At 60.9% G+C, this 20,317-nt stretch carries 20 protein-coding genes; 8 read left to right on the top strand and 12 right to left on the bottom strand.

Features of this window, described 5'->3' with window-relative positions:
* Positions 1 to 41: 41 nt before the first annotated feature.
* From BEK68_RS07540 to BEK68_RS07525, 4 genes are read left to right on the top strand one after another with little or no spacing between them, the layout of a single operon-like run.
* Positions 42 to 1,259, top strand: a complete 1,218-nt coding sequence (locus BEK68_RS07540) for a beta-ketoacyl-[acyl-carrier-protein] synthase family protein (RefSeq protein ID WP_009239158.1) — start codon at positions 42 to 44, stop codon at positions 1,257 to 1,259.
* Positions 1,256 to 2,059: a beta-ketoacyl synthase chain length factor gene (locus tag BEK68_RS07535; RefSeq protein WP_009239159.1), complete on the top strand. Its 804-nt coding sequence runs from the start codon at positions 1,256 to 1,258 to the stop codon at positions 2,057 to 2,059. The genes BEK68_RS07540 and BEK68_RS07535 overlap by 4 nt, the downstream gene beginning before the upstream one ends.
* Positions 2,056 to 2,517: a hotdog family protein gene (locus BEK68_RS07530; protein WP_004633334.1), complete on the top strand. Its 462-nt coding sequence runs from the start codon at positions 2,056 to 2,058 to the stop codon at positions 2,515 to 2,517. The genes BEK68_RS07535 and BEK68_RS07530 overlap by 4 nt, the downstream gene beginning before the upstream one ends.
* 24 nt (positions 2,518 to 2,541) lie before the next feature.
* Positions 2,542 to 2,802: a hypothetical protein gene (locus BEK68_RS07525; RefSeq protein ID WP_004633335.1), complete on the top strand. Its 261-nt coding sequence runs from the start codon at positions 2,542 to 2,544 to the stop codon at positions 2,800 to 2,802.
* A 405-nt stretch (positions 2,803 to 3,207) separates the two neighbouring features.
* On the opposite strand, the gene BEK68_RS07520 is transcribed toward BEK68_RS07525, so the two are convergent.
* The 4 genes from BEK68_RS07520 to BEK68_RS07505 form a co-directional block, all read right to left on the bottom strand.
* A complete protein-coding gene (locus BEK68_RS07520; RefSeq protein ID WP_009239160.1) occupies positions 3,208 to 4,608 on the bottom strand; it encodes a cytochrome c biogenesis protein DipZ in 1,401 nt (466 codons plus the stop codon).
* Positions 4,609 to 4,653: 45 nt separating this feature from the next.
* Positions 4,654 to 4,953: a pentapeptide MXKDX repeat protein gene (locus BEK68_RS07515; protein WP_028866796.1), complete on the bottom strand. Its 300-nt coding sequence runs from the start codon at positions 4,951 to 4,953 to the stop codon at positions 4,654 to 4,656.
* A gap of 120 nt (positions 4,954 to 5,073) precedes the next feature.
* A complete protein-coding gene (locus BEK68_RS07510) occupies positions 5,074 to 5,865 on the bottom strand; it encodes a molybdopterin-dependent oxidoreductase (RefSeq protein WP_004633340.1) in 792 nt (263 codons plus the stop codon).
* A gap of 8 nt (positions 5,866 to 5,873) precedes the next feature.
* Positions 5,874 to 6,548 (bottom strand): cytochrome b/b6 domain-containing protein, encoded by a 675-nt coding sequence (locus BEK68_RS07505; RefSeq protein WP_009239163.1) that lies wholly within the window; start codon positions 6,546 to 6,548, stop codon positions 5,874 to 5,876.
* Between the two features lie 132 nt (positions 6,549 to 6,680).
* On the opposite strand from BEK68_RS07505, the gene BEK68_RS07500 reads away from it, so the two are divergent.
* Together BEK68_RS07500 and BEK68_RS07495 are read left to right on the top strand one after the other, a co-directional pair.
* A complete protein-coding gene (locus BEK68_RS07500; protein ID WP_004633344.1) occupies positions 6,681 to 7,409 on the top strand; it encodes a response regulator transcription factor in 729 nt (242 codons plus the stop codon).
* Positions 7,406 to 8,902, top strand: a complete 1,497-nt coding sequence (locus BEK68_RS07495; RefSeq protein WP_009239164.1) for a sensor histidine kinase — start codon at positions 7,406 to 7,408, stop codon at positions 8,900 to 8,902. Before BEK68_RS07500 ends, BEK68_RS07495 begins: the two co-directional genes overlap by 4 nt.
* A 263-nt stretch (positions 8,903 to 9,165) precedes the next feature.
* On the opposite strand, the gene pqqE is transcribed toward BEK68_RS07495, so the two are convergent.
* The 7 genes from pqqE to pqqA form a co-directional block, all read right to left on the bottom strand.
* Positions 9,166 to 10,326 (bottom strand): pyrroloquinoline quinone biosynthesis protein PqqE, encoded by a 1,161-nt coding sequence (gene pqqE / locus BEK68_RS07490; protein ID WP_004633348.1) that lies wholly within the window; start codon positions 10,324 to 10,326, stop codon positions 9,166 to 9,168.
* Positions 10,323 to 10,583 (bottom strand): pyrroloquinoline quinone biosynthesis peptide chaperone PqqD, encoded by a 261-nt coding sequence (pqqD, locus tag BEK68_RS07485; protein WP_009239165.1) that lies wholly within the window; start codon positions 10,581 to 10,583, stop codon positions 10,323 to 10,325. Before pqqD ends, pqqE begins: the two co-directional genes overlap by 4 nt.
* A gap of 10 nt (positions 10,584 to 10,593) precedes the next feature.
* Complete coding sequence (gene pqqC / locus BEK68_RS07480) at positions 10,594 to 11,307, bottom strand: pyrroloquinoline-quinone synthase PqqC (RefSeq protein ID WP_009277166.1); 714 nt, start codon at positions 11,305 to 11,307, stop codon at positions 10,594 to 10,596.
* Complete coding sequence (gene pqqB, locus BEK68_RS07475; protein WP_065851705.1) at positions 11,304 to 12,230, bottom strand: pyrroloquinoline quinone biosynthesis protein PqqB; 927 nt, start codon at positions 12,228 to 12,230, stop codon at positions 11,304 to 11,306. Before pqqB ends, pqqC begins: the two co-directional genes overlap by 4 nt.
* A 99-nt stretch (positions 12,231 to 12,329) precedes the next feature.
* Complete coding sequence (locus tag BEK68_RS07470; protein ID WP_009239168.1) at positions 12,330 to 12,653, bottom strand: c-type cytochrome; 324 nt, start codon at positions 12,651 to 12,653, stop codon at positions 12,330 to 12,332.
* Positions 12,640 to 13,899: a PQQ-dependent sugar dehydrogenase gene (locus BEK68_RS07465; protein ID WP_004633354.1), complete on the bottom strand. Its 1,260-nt coding sequence runs from the start codon at positions 13,897 to 13,899 to the stop codon at positions 12,640 to 12,642. Before BEK68_RS07465 ends, BEK68_RS07470 begins: the two co-directional genes overlap by 14 nt.
* A 195-nt stretch (positions 13,900 to 14,094) precedes the next feature.
* Positions 14,095 to 14,169 carry a pyrroloquinoline quinone precursor peptide PqqA gene (gene pqqA / locus BEK68_RS24765; protein WP_009277167.1) on the bottom strand — a complete coding sequence of 25 codons (75 nt, stop codon included), beginning with the start codon at positions 14,167 to 14,169 and terminating at the stop codon, positions 14,095 to 14,097.
* A 448-nt stretch (positions 14,170 to 14,617) separates the two neighbouring features.
* Between pqqA and BEK68_RS07460 the strand changes: the two genes are divergently transcribed.
* Complete coding sequence (locus tag BEK68_RS07460; protein ID WP_012434896.1) at positions 14,618 to 16,681, top strand: sigma-54-dependent Fis family transcriptional regulator; 2,064 nt, start codon at positions 14,618 to 14,620, stop codon at positions 16,679 to 16,681.
* Positions 16,682 to 17,260: 579 nt separating this feature from the next.
* Here the strand turns inward: BEK68_RS07460 and BEK68_RS07455 are convergent.
* Complete coding sequence (locus BEK68_RS07455; protein ID WP_249262911.1) at positions 17,261 to 20,041, bottom strand: sensor domain-containing phosphodiesterase; 2,781 nt, start codon at positions 20,039 to 20,041, stop codon at positions 17,261 to 17,263.
* Between the two features lie 72 nt (positions 20,042 to 20,113).
* Here BEK68_RS07455 and BEK68_RS07450 point away from each other — a divergent pair.
* Positions 20,114 to 20,317, top strand: a 204-nt coding sequence (locus BEK68_RS07450; RefSeq protein WP_139111347.1) for a transposase, incomplete at its 3' end; no start/stop codon positions are given.

The raw sequence follows: 20,317 nt of genomic DNA, 5'->3' as shown, positions 1-20,317 counted from the left end.
CGAATCCACCCCACCCCACAATTGCCGCGACATCGCCCCCAGTGAAGCCCGTCCTGCTCACGCATTTCACCGCCACGAGCTGCCTCGGACGTGGCCTTGACGCCACGCTCGACGCGTTGCGCGGGCAACGGGGCGGCCTCGCGCCGTGCACCTTCCCGCGCGCCGATCTCGACACGTGGATCGGCGAAGTGCCTGGCGCCGATGCCGCGCCCGTGCGCGCAGACCTGGCCGATTTCGATTGCCGCAACAACAGGCTCGCCCAGATCGGCCTCACACAGGACGGTTTTGCCGAAAGCGTTGAAGCCGCCAAGGCACGCCACGGCGCCGGACGCGTCGGCGTATTCATCGGCACCAGCACGTCGGGCATTCTCGAAACCGAACGCGCCTACCAGCAGCGCGATCCGCAAACGGGCGCGCTGCCGGCCAGCTTTCACTACGCGCAGACGCACAATATCTATTCTCCAGCCGCATTTGTGCGCGCGTACTTCGGATTGAGCGGGCCGGCCACGGCGATCTCGTCGGCGTGCTCGTCGGGGGCCAAGGTGTTTGCCTCGGCGCGGCGCATGTTGGCTGCGGGCCTGATCGATGCGGCGGTGGTTGGTGGTGTCGATTCGCTGTGCCTGACGGCGCTGTACGGGTTCAACTCGCTGGAGCTGCTGTCGCGGCAACCGTGCCGGCCGTACGACGTGGCGCGTGACGGCATCTCCATCGGCGAGGCCGCCGCCTTTGCGCTGCTGGAGCGTGCCCCCGAGGCAAACGACGCGCTGGACGACGATGCCATCCTGCTGCTCGGCATTGGCGAATCGAGCGATGCGCATCACATGTCGTCGCCGCACCCCGAAGGGCTGGGGGCACGCGCTGCCATGGCGCAAGCGCTCGCTACCAGCGGCCTGAGCACGGCGGACATCGACTACATCAACCTGCACGGCACCGGCACACCCAGCAATGACGCAGCGGAGTCCCGCGCCATCCAGGCGCTGTTCCACGGCACGGCGTGCAGTTCGACCAAGGGCGCGACCGGCCACACGCTGGGCGCGGCCGGAGCTTTGGAAGCCGTGATCACAGCACTGGCGCTGCGCCATCAATTTCTGCCTGCCGGCATCAACACCACGCAGCCGGACCCGGCGCTCATCGCCAACTATCTGACGGAGAGCGGCCACGCCCGCGTTCGCACGGCACTCAGCAACGCCTTCGGATTTGGCGGCACGAATTGCAGCCTGGTCTTCGGCCGCGCAGATCACCTGGGCCTGTCGTCATGACCCGACTCAGCGCCTTCATCGAGAGCGCCGGCATCCTCGGGCCCGGTCTGCCGGATTGGCCGCATACGGCCGACGTGCTTGCCGGCCGTGCGCGCTACGCACACGCACCGACCGAGTTGCCGCCGCCAGCCGGCCTGCCGTCGGTCGAACGCCGCCGCACGGGGCCGGTGGTCAAGCTCGCCCTGGCAGTCGGCCACGAGGCTGTCGCAGCCAGCGGACGCGATGCCGCTACGCTGGCCACGGTCTTCAGTTCGTCCGGCGGCGACGGCCATAACTGCAACGCCATCTGTGAAACCCTGGCGGGGGACGACCGCAAGCTCTCACCTACGCGTTTTCACAACTCCGTGCACAACGCGCCAGCCGGCTACTGGAGCATCGCCACGCACGCGATGGCACCGTCCAACGTGCTGTGCGCGTACGACGGCAGCTTTGCCGCCGGCCTGCTGGACGGCCTCTGCCAGGTCGCGATTGACGCCACGCCCGCGCTGGTGATCGCGTATGACGGCGACTACCCGGAACCGCTGAACGCGGTGCGCCCCGTGCCCGATCCGTTTGCAGTGGCGCTGGTGCTCGCGCCCGAAGCCGGCCCGCGCACGCTCGCGCGCATTGACGTTGCGCTGACCGACGCGCCGCTCACGGCGTTGGCACAACCCGGGCTCGAAACGCTGTGGCACGGCAACGCCGCAGCCCGCGCGCTGCCGCTGCTAGAAGCGTTGGCCGCACGGCGCGCAGGCCGCGTGGTGCTCGAGTACCTGCACGAGACCCGCGTACAGGTCGACATCACCTTCGGCACGCCATGACGTCAAACGCGCAGCCAACCCCGCCGCTCGACCGCAACTGGATCGCAGCGCGTATCCCACACAGCGGCACGATGTGCCTGCTCGACACCGTCGTCGCCTGGGACGACGCGCACATCCGTTGCAACGCCACGAGTCATCGTGACACTGCCAACCCGTTGCGCTCCCACGGTCAATTGGCGGCTGTCTGCGGCATCGAATACGCCGCTCAGGCGATGGCCGTCCACGGCGCTCTGTGCGATGCTGCGCAAGCACGCCCGCGCGCCGGCTTTCTCGCCAGTGTGCGCAGCATTGAGGCCCACGTACCGCGCCTCGACACAATCGAGACGCCGCTCGACGTCGAAGCCGAACGCATCGGCGGCGATGGCATCAACGTGCTGTACCGCTTTACCGTGCGCAGTGGCGCACGCATCCTGTTGACCGGTCGCGCCGCCGTGGTGCTCGACGCGTCCGTTGCATGAACCTGTTTTGTGAGGATTCCCGCCGTGAATGGTCGTCTGCTGTTGATCCCCGCGTTGCTGGTGGCGCTGCTCAGCCCCCTGGCCCATGCCGACTTGTCCGAGACCAAGGAGAACATCAAGCAGGACACGAAGGAAGCCGCCCGTAAGACCGGCCATGCGGCAAAGGAAGCCGGGCACGCCACAGCCAACGCCGCACGAGCAGTCGGGCATGGCGTGAAAAACGCGGCGCATGCGACCAAATGCGGGGTGAAGCATGTCTTCAAGAAACCTTGCGAGAGTGACTAGAGCGGCAGCAGGTCTGCGCGCTGCAGGCAACAAAAACCCGGCGTCCTTGGCGGACTGCCGGGTTTTTGTTATGTGGTGAGACGGATTCAAAAAGGTTAGCGGAACCACCCACTGTGGAATCTCCAATAACCCATTGATTTAATAACAAACTACGAACAACTCCGCAGACTCTGTCAAACACAAGGTGATCAAATCTCGTTGTCTGTACGCACCAGTCCACGTCCACTCGCGCAGCGGTAAACTGGCGCCTTCGTCCGTCACTTTTGATGTTGGGGTTAGTTGCATCTTTTCAGCCCTTGAGGTGGGGTGCAGAAGAGCGGGCGAATTAGCTCCTTCGTGCAGAAGGTATCCACAGGTACATACAGGCATGTTGCTAAACCGAGCCGGACTGACCCCTACTGCTCGTCATCCAGCGCCAACCCCAGCCGCAACGAAATCTCCCGCGCGTTGGAGGGCCAAAGCAGCGTTCAGCGTTTCAAGCGTGGTCTCGGTCATGGGTACTGGCCGATCTCCGACTCGCGCCTCCTTGAGGAGTTGCTGAATCACACGCTCTGACTTTTCGTACTCGCCTTCACCGAAATGATGGAAGCGAATGCGCCCCTGGGAATCAATAAAATAATTGGCCGGCCAGTAGTTATTGTTGAAGGCTTTCCATATCTCAAATCGGTTATCGATCGCTATGGGGAAGGTCGCGCCAAGTTCGCTTGCGGCACGCTTCACGTTCTCGATGTTCTTCTCGTACGCAAACTCGGGGGCATGAACACTCACGACAACAAGTCCCTGGTCCTTGTATTTCCGGTCCCATTCGCGCACATAGGGCAGGACGTTGCGGCAATTGATACAACCGAAGGTCCAGAAATTCACCAGCACCACCTTGCCGCGCAACGCCTCAACCGTGAGCGGAGGTGAGTTCAACCAGTCAACGGCGCCAGTCAACGGTGGAAAAAGCCCCTCAACTGGCAAATTCAGGGGTTGTCGATTCTGCTGCGCCTGTACAAGGATGAGACGACCTCCGGGTGCATTCCTTTTTGCCTGCTGTTGCCCGTCAACGATAGGCATTTTCCCGGTCTGCCTTGGAGCGAAATGTTGGAGCAGCATTTTTTCAACCGACGCTTCGACGCTGCCCGATGAAACTTGAGCAAGCCACCCTGTGTCTACGCCGGTCATGACTACGACCGCGCCAGAAAGCACTGTTATCCCTAGACCTTTTCGAAACCACTCGCCAATGCCGAGGGAGCGTTTCATGGCGGCAAAAATCCTGTGGCCGGCCAGGAGAACCAGTGCAAGAGAACTCACGGCGCCAGCGCCGTACGCTAACAGCAACAGAGAGGTTTTGACGTTTGGCCCTTGAAGAACAGCGCCAGTAAGAATTAATCCAAGTATCGGACCGGCACATGGCGCCCATAGAAGCCCCGTCGCGACCCCCCGAATAAAGGAGGGGAGCACACAGTTCCCGGCCATTGCAGTATGTGCATTGGCGGCATTGGACAGATCCAAGCCAACAGAGACCAGGGGGCGTGTGAGACGTTCAGCTAGGCGAGGAAAGACCATCGCAGCTCCCATGAGCCCTAGCAACGCGGTTGCAGCGATTCGGCCATACTCGTTGGCTTCTACTGCCCAACTGCCTGCCGCAGCGCCAAGTGTTCCGACCGCTGCAAAAGTGGAGGCCATCCCCACCAGCATAGGAAGCCCACTTTTGACGAATGGCTGGTCGACCCTTGCGAACACAAAGGGGATGACCGGCAGGATGCATGGAGCAAGCACGGTCAGCGCCCCTCCAAGGAACGAAATGATGAAGAGAGTCATGGTGCGACTTTCCTTATCTCGAGTTGGAGGGGCGTCAAAGGAGTCTTACTGCGACATCGCGTCCTTCTTCATCGCGTCCTTCTTCATCGCGTCCTTCTTCATCGCGTCCTTCTTCATCGAGTCTTTCTTCATCGCATCTTTCGACATCGCATCTTTCGACATCGCATCCTTCGACATCGCGTCCTTCGACATCGCGTCCTTCGACATCGCGTCCTTCGACATCGCGTCCTTCGACATCGCGTCCTTCGACATCGCATCCTTGCCCATGGCGTCCGCAGCGAAAACGGCCGAGGCACCGCCGAAGGTCAGACTGACAGCGAGCAGAGTGGTAGCGAACTTGTTCATGTGATTCTCCTAAGTAAGTGATGATGCTTGCGTTGCCTATAGATATGGCGCGGTCCTTGTGAACACGGCCTCTCGCTTTCATTGGCAGCCAAGCCACAGTCCGGGGAGCGGACGTGGGGCTCAACTCCCGCCGAACCAGTTGTAGCCCTGGTCTTCCCAGTAGCCACCGGGATAGGTATTGGTCACAAAAATGGCCTGAATATGCTTCGGATTCTTGTAGCCCAGCTTGGTGGGCATTCGCAGCTTCATCGGGAAGCCATACTTCGGAGGTAACGGCGCGCCGTCATAGGTTATGGCCATGAGTGTCTGAGGATGTAGCGCGGTCGCCATGTCGATGCTGGTGTGGTAGTCGTCAGCGCACTTGAAACCGACGTATTTGGCGCTCAAGTCGGCGCCAACTCGGCGTAGAAAGTCACCAAAGCGCACGCCTCCCCACTTACCGATCGCACTCCAGCCCTCCACGCAGATATGGCGTGTCACTTGGTCGTACTGTTGCATCGCACGCAGGTCGGCTAGATTCCATTGACGTCGGTCGGAGACAAGACCGGTAACCTCAAGCCGCCATGCCTGCTCATCAACCTGGCGCACCTCATCCTCGCCGTAGTAGGCATTGAACGGAAAGGGGCGCGTGATCATCGAGTCAGGGTACGTGGGGGCCAGTTGGTTCGGGTCAAAGATCAGGCCCTGAACCTTGTCGTTGAAGCGTGAGATACGCGAGAGAGCCGCCTCGACCTGCTCGTTGTCAGAGATGCTGCAGCCGGTCAGCAGCGACAGGCCGCCCAGCGTGAGCGAGCGCTGCAGGAAAGCACGACGCGCGGGCAGGTTGACGTGACGGGCAATCTGCCGGCGTGCCTCGATGAGCACAGCGTCACCATCAATGCCGTCGAATCTGGGAGCTTTGAATATCTTCATGGGACGAATCAGGCGTCGTGCGACGACCGGTCCTGGATCGGGGAGGGGGTGCCAGCCACGCGGCCGCCTAACATCGTCAGCAGGGTGCGTGGCACCAGAGCTACCATCACAAGGTGCACCACCACGAACGCCACAGCGCCGGCCATCGCGCAGAAGTGGATGCGGCGAGCTACCTCGTAGCCACCAAGTAGCTCTCGCAGGGTCGCGAACTGCACCGACTTCCACAGTACCAAGCCCGAAAGCACCAACAGCACGATGTCCAATATCACCAACAGATAGGCGAGCCGCTGCACGTTGTTGTAGTGGCGCGGGTCGGCATGCGAGAGCCTTCCCTTGAGCGCTGCGACCATGTCACACCGCACACCCGCCGGCGTGACTGGGAAAAATTTGCGGGCCAGTCGGCCGCTGGCGACATTCATGACTAGGTAGACCAAGCCGTTGACCACCAGCAACCACATCGCTGCGAAGTGCCACTGAAGCGCCCCTCCCAGCCATCCGCCCAAAGTAGCGGAGGCTGGGATAGTGAATGGAAAGAACGGTGCAGCGTTGTAGATGCGCCAACCACTCAGCACCAACACCATCACTGCCAAGGCATTGAACCAGTGCGTACAGCGCATCCACAACGGATGCACCGGACTGGTGTCGATGCTGGTGGGCATAGAGAGGTGGGCGTCGCGTTTCATGGAACGTATTCTTGGGCGCTCCCCCTGACCGATTCATCACGCAAAGTTCAATTAATTGTGATAACTGCGCCGGTCAGATCGCGGGACAATCAGTCCTAAAGAACGCTTTAGACATCCCTTTCCCCACGCCCCATGGACTCTGCCAAACGCGTCCTGCTCGTTGAAGATGACGCACACATCGCGGAATTGCTGCGCATGCACCTCCGGGACGAGGGTTATGCGGTGGTGCACGCGGCTGACGGCCATGCGGGCCAGCGGGAAATGGAACGGGGCAACTGGGATGCGCTGGTGCTCGACCTGATGCTGCCTGGCATCGACGGCCTGGAGATTTGCCGCCGCGCGCGGGTGCAGGCCCGCTACACGCCAATCATCATCATCAGTGCCCGGTCGACCGAGGTGCACCGCATCTTGGGGCTGGAGCTCGGCGCAGACGACTACCTTGCCAAGCCCTTCTCGGTGTTGGAGCTGGTGGCGCGCGTGAAGGCACTGATTCGACGTACCGACGCGCTGGCGCGTAACGCGCGCATGGAGTCGGGTAGCCTCACACTAGGCAATCTTGAGATCGAACCACTAGCGCGCGAGGTGCGCGTCGACGGCAAACCGATCGAACTCACGCCGCGCGAGTTCGACCTACTTCATTTCTTCGCACGTCATCCGGGCAAAGTGTTTTCGAGGCTCGACCTGCTCAATCAAGTCTGGGGCTACCAGCACGACGGCTACGAGCATACGGTTAACACTCACATCAACCGGCTGCGAGCCAAGGTCGAGGTCGACCCGGCGCAGCCGCGGCGCATACTCACCGTCTGGGGGCGCGGCTACAAGCTCTCTATCGGGGCAGACGGCAAGGAGGACGCAGCATGAGTGGACGAGGGGAGGCAGTGCTATCTCGACGGCTCTCGCTGGTATTCGCTGTGCTGTTGCTGGTGTGCTGCGGCACTTCGGCTTGGCTGCAATTGCGCTCGAACGGACGTCACGAGCAGGAGGTGATCCAACGCTTGTCGAGCGGGTTGGCCGCACACATCGCGGAGAATGCCGAACTGATGCGACCGGAAGGACTAAACCCTGTCGCGGTGAAAGATCTGTTCGACAAACTGATGGCGGTGAATCCTAGCGTAGAGGTCTACCTGCTCTCGCCTGACGGCCACATTGCGGCGCAAGCGGCGCCCCCCGGCCACCTCAAGCGCGACCGCGTCGACCTCGCACCGGTGCGCAGACTGCTCGCTGGTGCGACGATGCCGGTCCTCGGTGACGATCCACGCAACTTGCAAACGCCCAAAGTTTTTAGCGCCGCGCCGATGCGCGTTGATGGCCGAGACGCAGGTTACGTCTACGTGGTGCTGCAGGGCGAGGACCACGACGCCGTTGCCGCGCACGTGGCGGCTGACAACGTTTTGCGGACAACGCTGTGGTCCATGGGGCTGGTGGCTCTTCTCGGGCTTGTAGCGGGCACGGTGGCGTTCTGGCTCATCACGCGGCCTCTGCGCGAGCTGACGGCTGTAGTCCGACGCTTCGAATCCGAAGGAATCGGATCGCTCGAAAGCCAAACGGCGACGCTGGAGCGCATTGCGCGCGGTGGCGGAGAAATAGCGACACTGAGCCAGGCCTTCGTGCAGATGACGCGGCGCATTGCTGAGCAGTGGCGAGAGCTGACGCTGCAGGACCAGCAGCGCCGCGAACTCGTCGCCAATATCTCGCATGACCTGCGCACGCCCCTGACTTCACTACACGGCTACCTGGAAACGCTCCGACTGAAGGCCGGTATCCTCGACGACGAAGAGCGCCGCCGCTACCTCGACATTGCGCTCGGTCAGAGCCGCAAGGTTGGCCGGCTCGCACAGGAGCTATTTGAGCTAGCACGGCTTGAGTACGGCGTGGTTAAGCCAGAAAAGGAAAATTTCGCGTTGGCCGACCTGGTACAAGACGTGTTTCAGAAGTTCGAGTTGGCAGCAGGGGCGCGTCAGCAACAACTCAAGCCAGACATTGCGCCCGGTCTGCCCATCGTGTCGGCCGACTTGGGCATGATCGAGCGCGTGTTAACAAACCTGCTCGACAACGCCATCCACCATACGCCAGTAGGCGGCGCGATCGAGGTGCAGTTGCGTCCAACGAATACTGGGGTCGCGGTCCAGGTTAGCGACACCGGGCCGGGTATCCCAGGTGAACTTCAGAAGGGACTCTTCGTGCGTCCAGTGTTCATGAGCGGTGCCCGCAGCGATGGCTCACGCAGCGGTGGGCTCGGGCTGATGATCGTGCAGCGAATCCTGCAGCTGCATGGCAGCGAAATCCGGCTGGTGCCGCAGCCCGGAAAGGGTGCGGTGTTTTGCTTCCAGTTGGCGGGTGCCGCCAGTGGGTGATGTTGACCGCTATTGCGTGAGCCTGACCAAGGCTTGCGCGTTGTTCCACATGTCATGCTCGCTATACGCGTATCGGTCGGTTGCTCGCGACTCGTCGGCACTGCTTGCGTGCATCAAAGAGATTGCGGGAACGCGCGTCCATTACGGCTATCGCCGTGTGCACGTGATGCTGCAGCGGGAAGGCTGGAAAAACAACTCCGCTTCGTCCTATGGGGTTGAGCGCGCTCGATGAAAAACGCCTAAATGTGCCCGGTCCCGGGTGATCACTTGGGAGCACTCGACAGGCGCAGCGAGTTGGCATCGCTGCGAAATATCAAGGGGTGCTCGCCCGTCACGGCGCTTTGCTGCGTGTGCCGGGCATGCAGCACGATCTCTTGCACCCGGCTGTGATGGGGCGACTTATCGCACACAGGATCAGCCTGTGCCGCATCGCCTGTGAGCGCAAGTGCCTGGCAGCGACAGCCACCGAAATCCTTATGCTTTTCCGGGCAGGAGCGACAGGGCTCCTGCATCCAGGCATCACCACGGAAGTGGTTGAACGCCTCGCTTTGATTCCAGATTTCAGCAAGCGGCATATCTGCGACATTAGGAAAGCGCAAGCCAGGAATGGTCTGCGCCGCATGGCATGGCAAGGCGGTACCATCTGGCGTAACAGCCAGGAACACCGCTCCCCAGCCGCTCATGCAAGCCTTGGGGCGGGACTCGAAGTAGTCCGGCACCACGAACAGGATGCGCAGCCGGTTGCCGAGCTTCCCACGGTATGCATTCACCACCGCCTCGGCACGCTGCAATTGCTCCCGCGTGGGCATCAGCTGCGCCCGGTTGATCAGCCCCCACCCGTAGTACTGAGTATTGGCAAGTTCGAGATACTCGACGCCCATTGCTACCGCCATCTCGATGATGCGCTCGACATGATCGAGGTTATGGCGGTGCAGTACTACGTTCAGCACCATCGGATAGTCGTATTGCTTGATCAACAAAGCAATGCGTGATTTCAGATCGAACGTGCGCGTGTTCGACAGAAAGTCGTTCATCTCGCGCGTGGAGTCCTGGAAAGAAAGCTGAATGTGGTCGAGTCCAGCTGCCTTGAGACGGGCCAGCCGGGCCTCGGTCAATCCGATACCCGAGGTAATCAGGTTGGTGTAGAAGCCCAGTTGCCGCCCTTCGGCGACGAGTTCCTCAAGGTCGTCACGCAGCAGTGGCTCCCCCCCCGAAAAGCCCAACTGAGCCGCGCCCAACTGGCGCGCCTGGCGCAGTACGTCGATCCATTGTGCGGTGCTGAGCTCGTCGCGCCGGCGGGCGAAGTCAACCGGGTTGTAGCAAAACACGCAGTGAAGCGGGCAACGATGCGTCAACTCCGCAAGCAGCCAAAGCGGGGGCGACACAGCCGCGCCGTCAACAGGCAAGGTTTGCACGTCGGTCATTGGATCCACCCTTGGTCTGCGGCTGCTTGCAGGAAATCTTCCACGTCCTGCTGGAGTCCCGTCGAGCCGAACGCCTGCTCGAGCTCACTCACGAGCGTGGACAGGTCGCGCGAGCCATCACAGCGTTTGAGGATTTCCGCTGCGCTCTGGTTGAGCTTGACCATGCCTTCCGGATAAAGCAGTACGTGAGCTTGCTGGGCTGGCTCCCATTGCAGGCGAAACATTTTGGCAACGCGGGGTTTCTTGGGGATCGTCATTGTGGCGTGCTCAGCGAGTGGGATACGCGCGCTCAATCGCGTCAAGCATCGACCAGAGGACATCAAGTTTGAATTGCAGGATGTCGAGGGCGCGCTCTTGCTGCGCACGTGTCGTGAAGTGTGCCAGTGTCACCTTCAGGCCATGTTCGACATCGCGCTGTGCGAGCGTGATCCGGCTGCGGAAGTAGTGCAGACCACCGGCTTCGATCCACGGATAATGTTGCGGCCAGTTGGCTAGCCGGTCGCGGTGAATCTTTGGCGCAAACATTTCGGTCAGCGATGAGCACACCGCCTCTTGCCACGGCACGCTCCGTGCAAAATTCACGTAAGCGTCGACGGCAAAGCGTACACCCGGCACTACATGCTTGAGCGACCAGAGGTCTTGCTCAGGTATGCCTGCAGCCTCACCCAGCCGCACCCAGGCCTCGATACCGCCAGGGCTATCAGCATTCCCATCATGATCGAGAATTCTCTGCACCCAAAGCCGGCGGGTTTCGCGATCCGGGCAATTGGCGATGATGGCGCCATCCTTGCGAGGGATGTTGACCTGGTAATAAAAACGGTTGGCGATCCAGCCCCGAACCTGGTCGGGCGTCAGTTCACCATTGTTCATGCGCACGTTGAACGGATGATGGATGTGGTAGCCAGCGCCCTTTGCGCGCAACTGCACCTCGAACTCCTCAGGCGGCCATGCAGCGTCGGGGCTTGCGTTGGTTCGGCTCAAAGTTCGATCTCCATCCCGTCGTATGCGACCTCGACGCCGTATCGAGTCAGCTCTGCGCGTTCGGCGGAATCATCGTCGAGAATCGGGTTGCTGTTATTGATGTGGATGACGATCTTGCGGCGCGCATCCAGCGTGTTCAGAAATGCAAGCATGCCGGCGTCGCCGGAGAGCGGCAGGTGGCCCATTTCGTGGGCCAGCTTGCTCGACAAGCCCGAGCGCACCATTTCATCCTCGGTCCAGAAGGTTCCGTCCACCAGCACGCAGTCCGCACCAGCCATGGCAGTTGCAATGTGCGGCTCGATGACACCAAGGCCAGGAGCGTAGAAAGTCTTGCGCCCGGTATGCGTGTCCTCCAGCAAAATGCCGATGTTGTCGCCCGGATCGGGCTCGAGCCGGCGCGGCGAGTAAGGGGGCGCCTTACTGCTGAGTGGAAACGGCGTGATGCGCAGATGATGGATACCCGCCACCTCAAAAGGTCGTTGCAGTCCTGCCTCGGTGTCGAGCGTGATCGGCTGCCAATCCGTACCGCAATAGTGCGCCAGCACCCGCGTCAGGGGCAAACGTTCGGTCAGGTCCTCCCAGACCGAAGCTGTGCAATGCACACGCAGCCGCCCGCCTTCGCGCAGCATCATCAGGCCGGTGACATGGTCGACCTGCGCATCCATGAGCAGCACTGCGGCGATGCCTGTGTCGCGCGTCGCCCGCCCGGGCTGCAGCGCTGGCGTGGCACGAATCTGGGTCAGAATGTCAGGCGACGCATTGATCAGAAGCCAGTCCAAACCGTTGGTCGAAACGGCAATGGACGATTGCGTGCGCGCCAGCGCACGAACCGTACCCGCGCGATAACCCGCGCAATTGCGGCAGTTGCAATTCCACTGCGGGAAACCGCCTCCGGCCGAGGCGCCAAGCACGATGATTCTCATGAGCGTCATGACGAAACCGGGCAAAGCGCCGCGCGCAATGCCCGCTTGAGAAACCTGGCCAGCGGACGCCGCGCCGAAGCTTGGCGCCCGCCGGCAAGACTACGGTGCTTTCACGCTGATCGCGATTGCACTGAAGTATGCAGAGACCGCCTGAATGTCCTGGTCGGACAATCCCTTGGCCATCATTGACATCACTTCGTGCGCCCGCGCGCCGGAGCGAAAGTCCTGCAGTGCCTTGACAAGATACTGCTCGTTCTGGCCAGCGAGATTAGGTGCGTCGGGTGCCTTCGACAAACCATCCGCGCCGTGACAGGCGAAGCATTGTGTGGCCTTGGCAGGCGCACCGCTGCCCGCCGCAATCGCCGGGGCTGCTGCCAGCATCAGCGCTGCGCCAAGACCGAGCAGCCCCTTACTCCGCCGCATACGACACCCTGTAGATTGCACCGGCGTAGTCGTCGGAGATCAGCAGTGAGCCGTCGGGCAGCGTCGCCACGTCTACCGGTCGCCCAAGGTACTCGTTATTCGACGTCAACCACCCTTCAGCGAAGACTTCGGTCTTGCCAGCGGTTCCGTCGGCCTTGACCGGCGTGTACATGATGCGCGCGCCGACCGGCGTTGTGCGGTTCCACGAGCCGTGTTGAGCGCTGAACACGCCGCCTTGATACTTGGCCGGGAACATCTTGCCCTTATAGAACGTCATGCCCAGGTCCGCAGCGTGTGCCGCCATTTCAACCTGCGGGAAAACCACACCGGACGGCGGCGTTTCGCTCTTGTATTCGACGGTGCGGATATGCCCACCGCCGTACCAGGGGAAACCGAAGTTCTCACCAGCCTTCGTGGCGCGGTTGAGCTCGCCCGGCGGAATATCGTCACCCATTCCGTCGACCTGGTTGTCGGTGAACCACAAGGTCTTGTCCTTGGGGTTGAAGTCCATCCCGACCGAATTGCGCACGCCACGGGCGAATACCTCGCGGTGCTTGCCGTCGCGGTCCATCCGGATAATGCCCATCATCCCGACCTTGTCATACAGGGCAACCTTTTCCTTGGGGGGCACATTGAACGGGTTACCCAGTGTGATGTAGAGCTTGTCGTCCGGGCCGATCCGACAGGTCCGGGCGGTGTGGTTGAAGCTCTCTTCTTCAACCGGGATCAGTTCCCCCTGGGGCACGACAGGTGCCGTGGCAACATCAGGACTCTCATAGAAAAAATCGGCTGCCGGGAATGCCAGTACGCGATTCTGTTCGGCGACATAAAGCACACCGTCCGGCGAAAAGCACAAGCCATTCGGAATCTTGAAACTGACAGACGGTGCGAACACCTTCACCTCATCGGCGACACGGCTCTTGGTGCGGTCGGAGACGGCCCACACGCGAGTCTTGCGCGTACCGACGAAAACCACGCCCGTATTGGGGCCAACTGCCATGTGACGCGCGTCCGGCACGATCGCATACAGATCGATCTTGAAGCCAGGCGGCAGCTTGACCTGCTTGAGATTGGCCTTGAGCGCCGCTGCGCGTGCCCCGCCCTGCGGCACCGTCTCGATGTTCAACGATGCCCCTGTGCTCTTGAACCCCTCCAGTTTCTGCATGTTGTCCTGGGCCTGTGCGGCAACGCTGCAGGATACTGCCGCGCAAAGCAACGCGAGTCTGGCTGCAAGCTTGCTTGTCATGTTTGTCTCCTCATGGATTTTTGGAAAAAGACATCCCCACACAGTCCGCCGAGCGGCTGCGCTTGTACTTCTGCGGTAATTGGGAAGGTCTAGAAGAAAAGCGGCGCCCGTTCGCAGCCTGCGTCCGATCTGACACAAAGGTCGTATCGCGCAGTTGCGAACATGACGCCCAACGCTCGTGTAGTCGACCCGCAATCAGCGGTTGGCGATGTACATCGTGATTTCAAAGCCAAAACGCAGATCGGTCGCTTCGGGTTTTTGCCATGCCATGGTTGTCTCCTATTTCGATTTTTGAATTGTGACGTTCATGCGGCTTTTGTGATGCCTCACGACAGCCGCGCCACTAATCGCAAACACCATGCCATCACCTGGATCCGACCGCATCACCGTCCATGGCGCGAACGCTCACGTCCCGCAGCGCCTGTACTGATGCCTGTTGGCCGCGAGCAACGACATCTCGTACTGCGTAGCAGCGCCACTGCAATGGGATGTTCAGCGCTGATCCGTAACGGAACAGGCTGATTCGTTTCGATCCAGTTGTTCTGCAACGAAACAGCGATATACGGGTGCGAGATTTCGTGCGCAGGGTTTGGCACGCCCGTTTGCCGCCCTGTAATATACGAAGCAAACGCCCTACAAGAAGGGTGCGACCCGCCCATCCAAGCGGGAGCAACCCGACCATCAGTGCGCGCGATCAGACGCACAATAGGAGACATAGATGCCTGGCGCCCCCAGCGACCCTGCTCCGACCAATGATGCGCGCGTGAGCCAGGTCTCAAGCGCCTGGAACCTGCTCGATACCCCCCTTAGCGGTACATCGTGGCAACGGCAGCATGCCGCCGTCATCGAACAGTCTCATCGACGCTCCACCACCTACGGCCTTCAAGTCACGGACAACCCCGACTTCAGCGCGCTGAGCAAGGCGGCGCTGTCGCTCGCAATCGAGCAGAACCGTACGCTGTATGCGTACGCTTTGCCCGTCATGGAAACCCTTTACGAGCAGATCAGTCATCACCACAACATCGTGCTGCTCACTGATGCCCAAGGCGTGATCCTCCACGCGCAGGGCGACAAGGACTTCCTGGAGAAGGCCGACCGCGTGGCCTTGTCGCTGGGGGTGACGTGGTCCGAGCGCCTGCGCGGTACCAATGGCATCGGTACGGCACTTGTAGAAGGGGCGCCCGTCCAGGTCAGCGCCAATGAGCATTATCTTGGCGTCAACCATGTCCTCAACTGCTCTGCGGTCCCTCTTTTTGACGCATCCGGAAAGGTCACGGGTGTGCTCAACGTCAGCGGAGATCCGGGAAATTTTCCGGCACACACCATGGCGCTGGTCCGGATGTCAGCGCTACAGATTGAAAATCAGCTGTTCGCTGCGGCCAATCCCGACTGCATCACGCTGCACTTGCACAGCCGACCCGAATTGATCGGCACGCTCATGGAGGGGATGCTGTCTTTTGGGCTGGATGGGCGATATCGCGCGGTCAATCGAAGTGCCCTGTTCCAACTCGGGCTGACCCCGTCGGCGTTGGCCGGGCACACGCTGGAATCGCTCCTTGGGCTCAGCGTGCCCGCGCTGTTTGATCACTATCGTTCGGCAACGCCAGATCCGCTGCGAGTGCATGCTGCCAATGGTATCAGCCTGTATGCCAAGGTCTCGATCCGTCAACGCACCGATTGCGGATCGCTGCTACGACCGCTGTCTGCAGACAAGGTGGGACAGGAGGCCGAGTCGCGTGCCGGCACTGCGAGCCCGGTCCGGGCTCGGGCCACCTCAGGTCTGGGCCAGTTGGACACCGGAGACCCGGAAATCGCAAGAGTGATCAGCAAGCTCAAAAAATTCAACGGCCGCGATATCCCGACCCTCATCATCGGCGAGACCGGTACCGGCAAAGAGCTCCTGGCCCAGGCTATCCACGAGGATTCACCCCGCTGCGCAGGCCCGTTTGTTGCCGTCAACTGTGCGTCGATTCCGGAGACCTTGATCGAATCAGAGCTCTTCGGGTACGAGGAGGGCGCGTTCACCGGAGCCCGCCGGCGCGGCAGCCTTGGCAAGATCCTGCAGGCAAATGGCGGAACGCTGTTCCTCGACGAGATCGGCGATATGCCGCTGACGCTGCAGGCGCGATTGCTGCGTGTGCTGCAAGAGCGCATCGTCACCCCCCTGGGCAGCGCCAAGGCGATTCCAGTCAATGTCGCATTGGTTTGCGCAACCCATCGCAATCTGCGCGACATGATCGCCCGGGGTACGTTCCGCGACGATCTGTACTACCGATTGAACGGACTATTGGTCAAGCTCCCGCCCTTGCGGCAGCGGCGTGACTTCGAGGCGGTGCTCAATCGCCTCCTGGTTGGTGAGCACGGTGGTCAGCGCTTCCGGGTTGCCCCCGAAGTCCTGCGCCTGTTGAAGACATACGACTGGCCGGGGAACATACGCCAACTGGTCAATCTCGTGCGTTCGGCAATGGTCATGGCCGAGGGCGATGAGATCCAGTTGGATGATCTGCCAGACGATTTCCTGGAAGATGTACGTCATCGGGAGCAACCGGCACAGGAGCCACCGGCACACGACATGCTGCCGGTATCGGCAGACCAGGCGACGTTGGATCTACTGGAGTCCTCGCTCATCCGGCAGGTGCTCAAATCGAACGGCGGCAACGTGTCAGCCGCCGCACGCGCACTGGGTGTTTCGCGCAATCGCATCTACCGAAAGCTTCAGTCGCTTGGCGCCGCACCGACAAGCGATCTGCAGTCGCCGCAACGTGACTCGCGTCCCCTATAGCGACGAGATGCTCCGCTCTTGCGGTCAGCGCAGACGGACTGCTGAACGCGTTACCCGCCACCGTCATATCGCCACAGAACCGCCTGCTCAAGGGCGCGGGCAGAACCCCAAGAGGCGTAACGACCCGATGCGCCACGCTCAGCGCGCGCCTGCCGCTGTCAATCAAACCGTCTAACGCCATATTTTAGTCACGCGCTCCGAGGCCGACCGACACAGCGCGTGATCATTGAAAGTTGTTTTTCGATTCGCGACGCGCGGCAAAGACCTGCGCGTTGTCATTGCTGGCAGGGTCTTCAGAATGAGCGACTGCCGCACGCTCGGTTCGCGCGAGCGTAGGACCGGGCTGATCTGCCGCTCGAGCCCAATGCGGCGCGGCAGCGTCGGCAACCCGATTCCTCCGACACCAGCAACAGCAAATGGGTTTGCCAATGCATTTACAGCCATTCCTCAGCAAGATCTACCCACCCGACGATAACCGTCATGCGCGTATGTGGGCCAAATATCTTTCGTGAGCGTGAGCAGTGCTGCCGGGCGACCAGCAACTGAGATGGTCCTGCTCCAGTGATTGCCTGGCTACTGCTATACAAAGCTGCGCGACTTCAACCAGTCATGCACTGCATCGAATGGCATCGGATGGCCGATGTAGTATCCCTGCCCAAAATCGCAGCCGGCGGCGCGAAGAATCCGCATGTCTGCTTCCGACTCAATACCTTCCGCCGTCACCGACAGGCCCAGACTGTGCGCCAGCGAAATGATCGAGTGCACGATCGCCTTTGATGGCTGGCTCCCAGAGAGACCACTCACGAAGGAGCGATCAATCTTCAGGTCATCCACCGGCAGCTTCTGCAGGTAGGCGAGAGAGGAATACCCCGTACCAAAATCGTCGACCGCGATCCGAACACCAAGGCCATGAAGTTCATTCAGGGCTCTCAGCGTACGGTCGGGGTCTGCCATGACTGCACTTTCCGTGACTTCGATCTTGAGACAGTTCACCGGAAATCGATTCTGCTCGACCAGATACTGAACGCTCGAAGTGAATTTCTGGTTGATCAAATTGCGCATCGAGACGTTCACTGCAACGAACGCGTTGGGCCATGATTCGATGATGGTTTTGAAACGCGATACGGCAGAGGCGATGACCCACTCTGTGAGCGGGTGAATCAGATCGCTGACTTCAACCATCGGCATGAACTCGCCCGGACCCACGATCCCGAGCCGTGGATGGTTCCACCGAATGAGCGCCTCGAAACCGAAGTGAGGTAGCCCCTGGAGGGGAATTGTGGGCTGGAAATGCAAGATGAACTCGTCCTCCTGCAGCGCCCTGCGCAATTCACTCAGCAGAAAGGGGCGTGGAGTTCCGGCATCGACCCTATCGGTGAAGGTGAACCCGTGTCCCTCCCTCTTTGCTACATACATTGCGACATCAGCACTGCGAAGGAGGGTATCCACGTCAAGACCCGCTCCCGGATATCGCGCGGCCCCTACGCTTCCGTTGATTGCGAGGTCGAGCCCAGCGATGCTGAACGGTCGACGAATCGACTCCATCACCGCCTCGATGCGCGTAGCGATTGGCGGACCATAGCTCTCGTCCACGACGAAAGCGAACTCGTCTCCACCCAGACGGCCAACGTCAGCGTGGGGACCCAACTGATCAGTAAGTCGTTCAGCCACGCCCCGAAGAAGTTGATCGCCCGTGGCATGCCCGAGTGAGTCGTTGATCTCCTTGAATCCATCAAGATCCAGGATGGCGACGACGGGATGGCGCTCGCTGGCGTCTGCCTGCTGCAGTCGGGTTTCGAGAGCCGTGACGAAACTTGGGCGATTCAGAAGCCCGGTCAAGTCATCGAACGTCGCGCGGCGGCGCAACTCGTCCTGCTGCCTGCGGCGCTCGCTCGTCTCGATGAAGGTAACGATCGAGCCGGCCATCTGACCGTCCCGCACAATGGGATAGGCCCAATACTCGACCGGCAGTGACGTGCCGTCGCTTCTCCAGAACACCTCATTGTCCACATGAACGTGCGCCCCTGACGCAATGCTGTTCTGAATCTGGCATGCGGCCAGTTCATACGGGGAGCCGTCTTCGTGCGTGTGGTGTATCAGCGCGTGCATTGGCTTACCCGCGAGCTCCTGAGCGGAGTAGCCAAGCAGCCGTTCGCAGGCAGCATTCGCGAAGGTACAACACCCGTTCTGGTCCAATCCGCAGATCGCTTCCACCGTCGAACCCATGAGCAGTGAAAAGAACTCCTTCTGCTCACGAATGGTGTGCGTCAGCGCGCTCCGGTAGGTGACATCGGAAATGAGCGCAAGTGTCGCGTTCCGTCCCTGAAAGCGAAGCGGAAAGTATGCAAGTTCCACTTCAAGTGTATCCCCGCGAGCATCACGATGCAGCTTGACGCCGCTCGTCACGGTCGGCCGCTCACCGCCGCTTTCCGTCGATGGTTCGCTCTTCTGGGAGTGCTGCTCCGGTGCGTCCAGATCGTTCGCCCGCATCGCCAGGAAAGTCTCACGGGAGAATCCGTAGTGTTTGATCGCACTATCGTTGACTGCCAAAAACTTTCCGCTCGCGCTTTCCGACACCCACATCGGATACGGATTCGTCTCGAAAAGTGAGCGGTATTCAGCCTCGGACTGGGCAAGCGCCTCACCAGTCTGGTATCGGTCGATCGCGACTGCAGCGACTTCCGCCGCCATTCGACTGACAGGAAGTTCGTCCGGCCGTGGCGCTCTTTGCTCATTGAAATAGAGCGCAAACGAACCAAAGACTCGATCTCCGGTAGAAATGACCGGATACGACCAACACGCGCGCAGGCCATGTGACGTTGCAAGCGTCCGAAAATCCACCCACAGAGGGTCGCTTTCGATGTCCTCCGAAACAATGACTCTGCGCTCCGCAATGGCCGTGCCGCAAGAGCCCGCGCCGCTGACTGCCCGAATACCAATGAGGCTGTCGCAATAGGACTTGGGAAGCTTGGGGGCGATGCAGCTTGTGACGCAACGATCTTCGTCGACGAGCAGCAGCGATGCCTGCGCGCCGGGCACCTGCTCTTCGGCGAATTCGCATATGGAGCGAAGAATGCCTTCAAGCGGTTCGGTTTGCGCGATCCGCCGCAAGAGATCCACTTGATGAGACTGCCTCTGGATCGAGGACATCCACTCGCGCTCCCGCTGCTCCAACTCCTTCGCCATCTCATCGAGTTGCACGGCTATCAGCTGGAACTCGCTACCCGAAACCTCATGGGCGACTCGCGTGTGAAAATCGCGCCCTCGCATGCGCGCTGCGGCGTTGGCGATACGGCGAATGTTCTTGCCGATCAGCGCATTTGTGCCTGTCCACCCGGCACTGACGGCTATCGCTATCAAGGCGAGCGCGGCAAGCGCCCTCAGCCTTAGAGCGTGTTATGCACTTTCCGTCGGTGCTGCAGTCGAAGCGTGATGGAGAAACGCAGACCGTATCCGAGCGACGTGAGTGACGAAGAATGGAGCTTCGCGGCGCCGTATTTGACGTTGATGAACCAAGACGCGCCGCAGAGGCGATATGAATTGCGAGAGCTGTTCAACGCGCTGCGTTGGCTGGCACGCGCGGGGGCCGCATGGCGCATGCTGCCGACGAACTTTCCGCCCTGGGAGGCTGTGTAC

It is taken from the genome of Ralstonia pickettii (assembly GCF_001699815.1).
Taxonomy (GTDB): domain Bacteria; phylum Pseudomonadota; class Gammaproteobacteria; order Burkholderiales; family Burkholderiaceae; genus Ralstonia; species Ralstonia thomasii.
This window is presented reverse-complemented; position numbering and strand designations above follow the sequence as displayed.

What these genes read in the sequence shown, in the direction of transcription:
- pqqB (WP_065851705.1), bottom strand. Translation starts at nt 12,230, where the DNA reads ATGAGAATCATCGTGCTTGGCGCCTCGGCCGGAGGCGGTTTCCCGCAG.
- BEK68_RS07495 (WP_009239164.1), top strand. Translation starts at nt 7,406, where the DNA reads ATGAGTGGACGAGGGGAGGCAGTGCTATCTCGACGGCTCTCGCTGGTA.
- BEK68_RS07465 (WP_004633354.1), bottom strand. Translation starts at nt 13,899, where the DNA reads ATGACAAGCAAGCTTGCAGCCAGACTCGCGTTGCTTTGCGCGGCAGTA.
- BEK68_RS07510 (WP_004633340.1), bottom strand. Translation starts at nt 5,865, where the DNA reads ATGAAGATATTCAAAGCTCCCAGATTCGACGGCATTGATGGTGACGCT.
- BEK68_RS07470 (WP_009239168.1), bottom strand. Translation starts at nt 12,653, where the DNA reads ATGCGGCGGAGTAAGGGGCTGCTCGGTCTTGGCGCAGCGCTGATGCTG.
- BEK68_RS07500 (WP_004633344.1), top strand. Translation starts at nt 6,681, where the DNA reads ATGGACTCTGCCAAACGCGTCCTGCTCGTTGAAGATGACGCACACATC.
- BEK68_RS07535 (WP_009239159.1), top strand. Translation starts at nt 1,256, where the DNA reads ATGACCCGACTCAGCGCCTTCATCGAGAGCGCCGGCATCCTCGGGCCC.
- pqqE (WP_004633348.1), bottom strand. Translation starts at nt 10,326, where the DNA reads ATGACCGACGTGCAAACCTTGCCTGTTGACGGCGCGGCTGTGTCGCCC.
- BEK68_RS07530 (WP_004633334.1), top strand. Translation starts at nt 2,056, where the DNA reads ATGACGTCAAACGCGCAGCCAACCCCGCCGCTCGACCGCAACTGGATC.
- BEK68_RS07460 (WP_012434896.1), top strand. Translation starts at nt 14,618, where the DNA reads ATGCCTGGCGCCCCCAGCGACCCTGCTCCGACCAATGATGCGCGCGTG.
- BEK68_RS07505 (WP_009239163.1), bottom strand. Translation starts at nt 6,548, where the DNA reads ATGAAACGCGACGCCCACCTCTCTATGCCCACCAGCATCGACACCAGT.
- pqqD (WP_009239165.1), bottom strand. Translation starts at nt 10,583, where the DNA reads ATGACGATCCCCAAGAAACCCCGCGTTGCCAAAATGTTTCGCCTGCAA.
- BEK68_RS07515 (WP_028866796.1), bottom strand. Translation starts at nt 4,953, where the DNA reads ATGAACAAGTTCGCTACCACTCTGCTCGCTGTCAGTCTGACCTTCGGC.
- BEK68_RS07520 (WP_009239160.1), bottom strand. Translation starts at nt 4,608, where the DNA reads ATGACTCTCTTCATCATTTCGTTCCTTGGAGGGGCGCTGACCGTGCTT.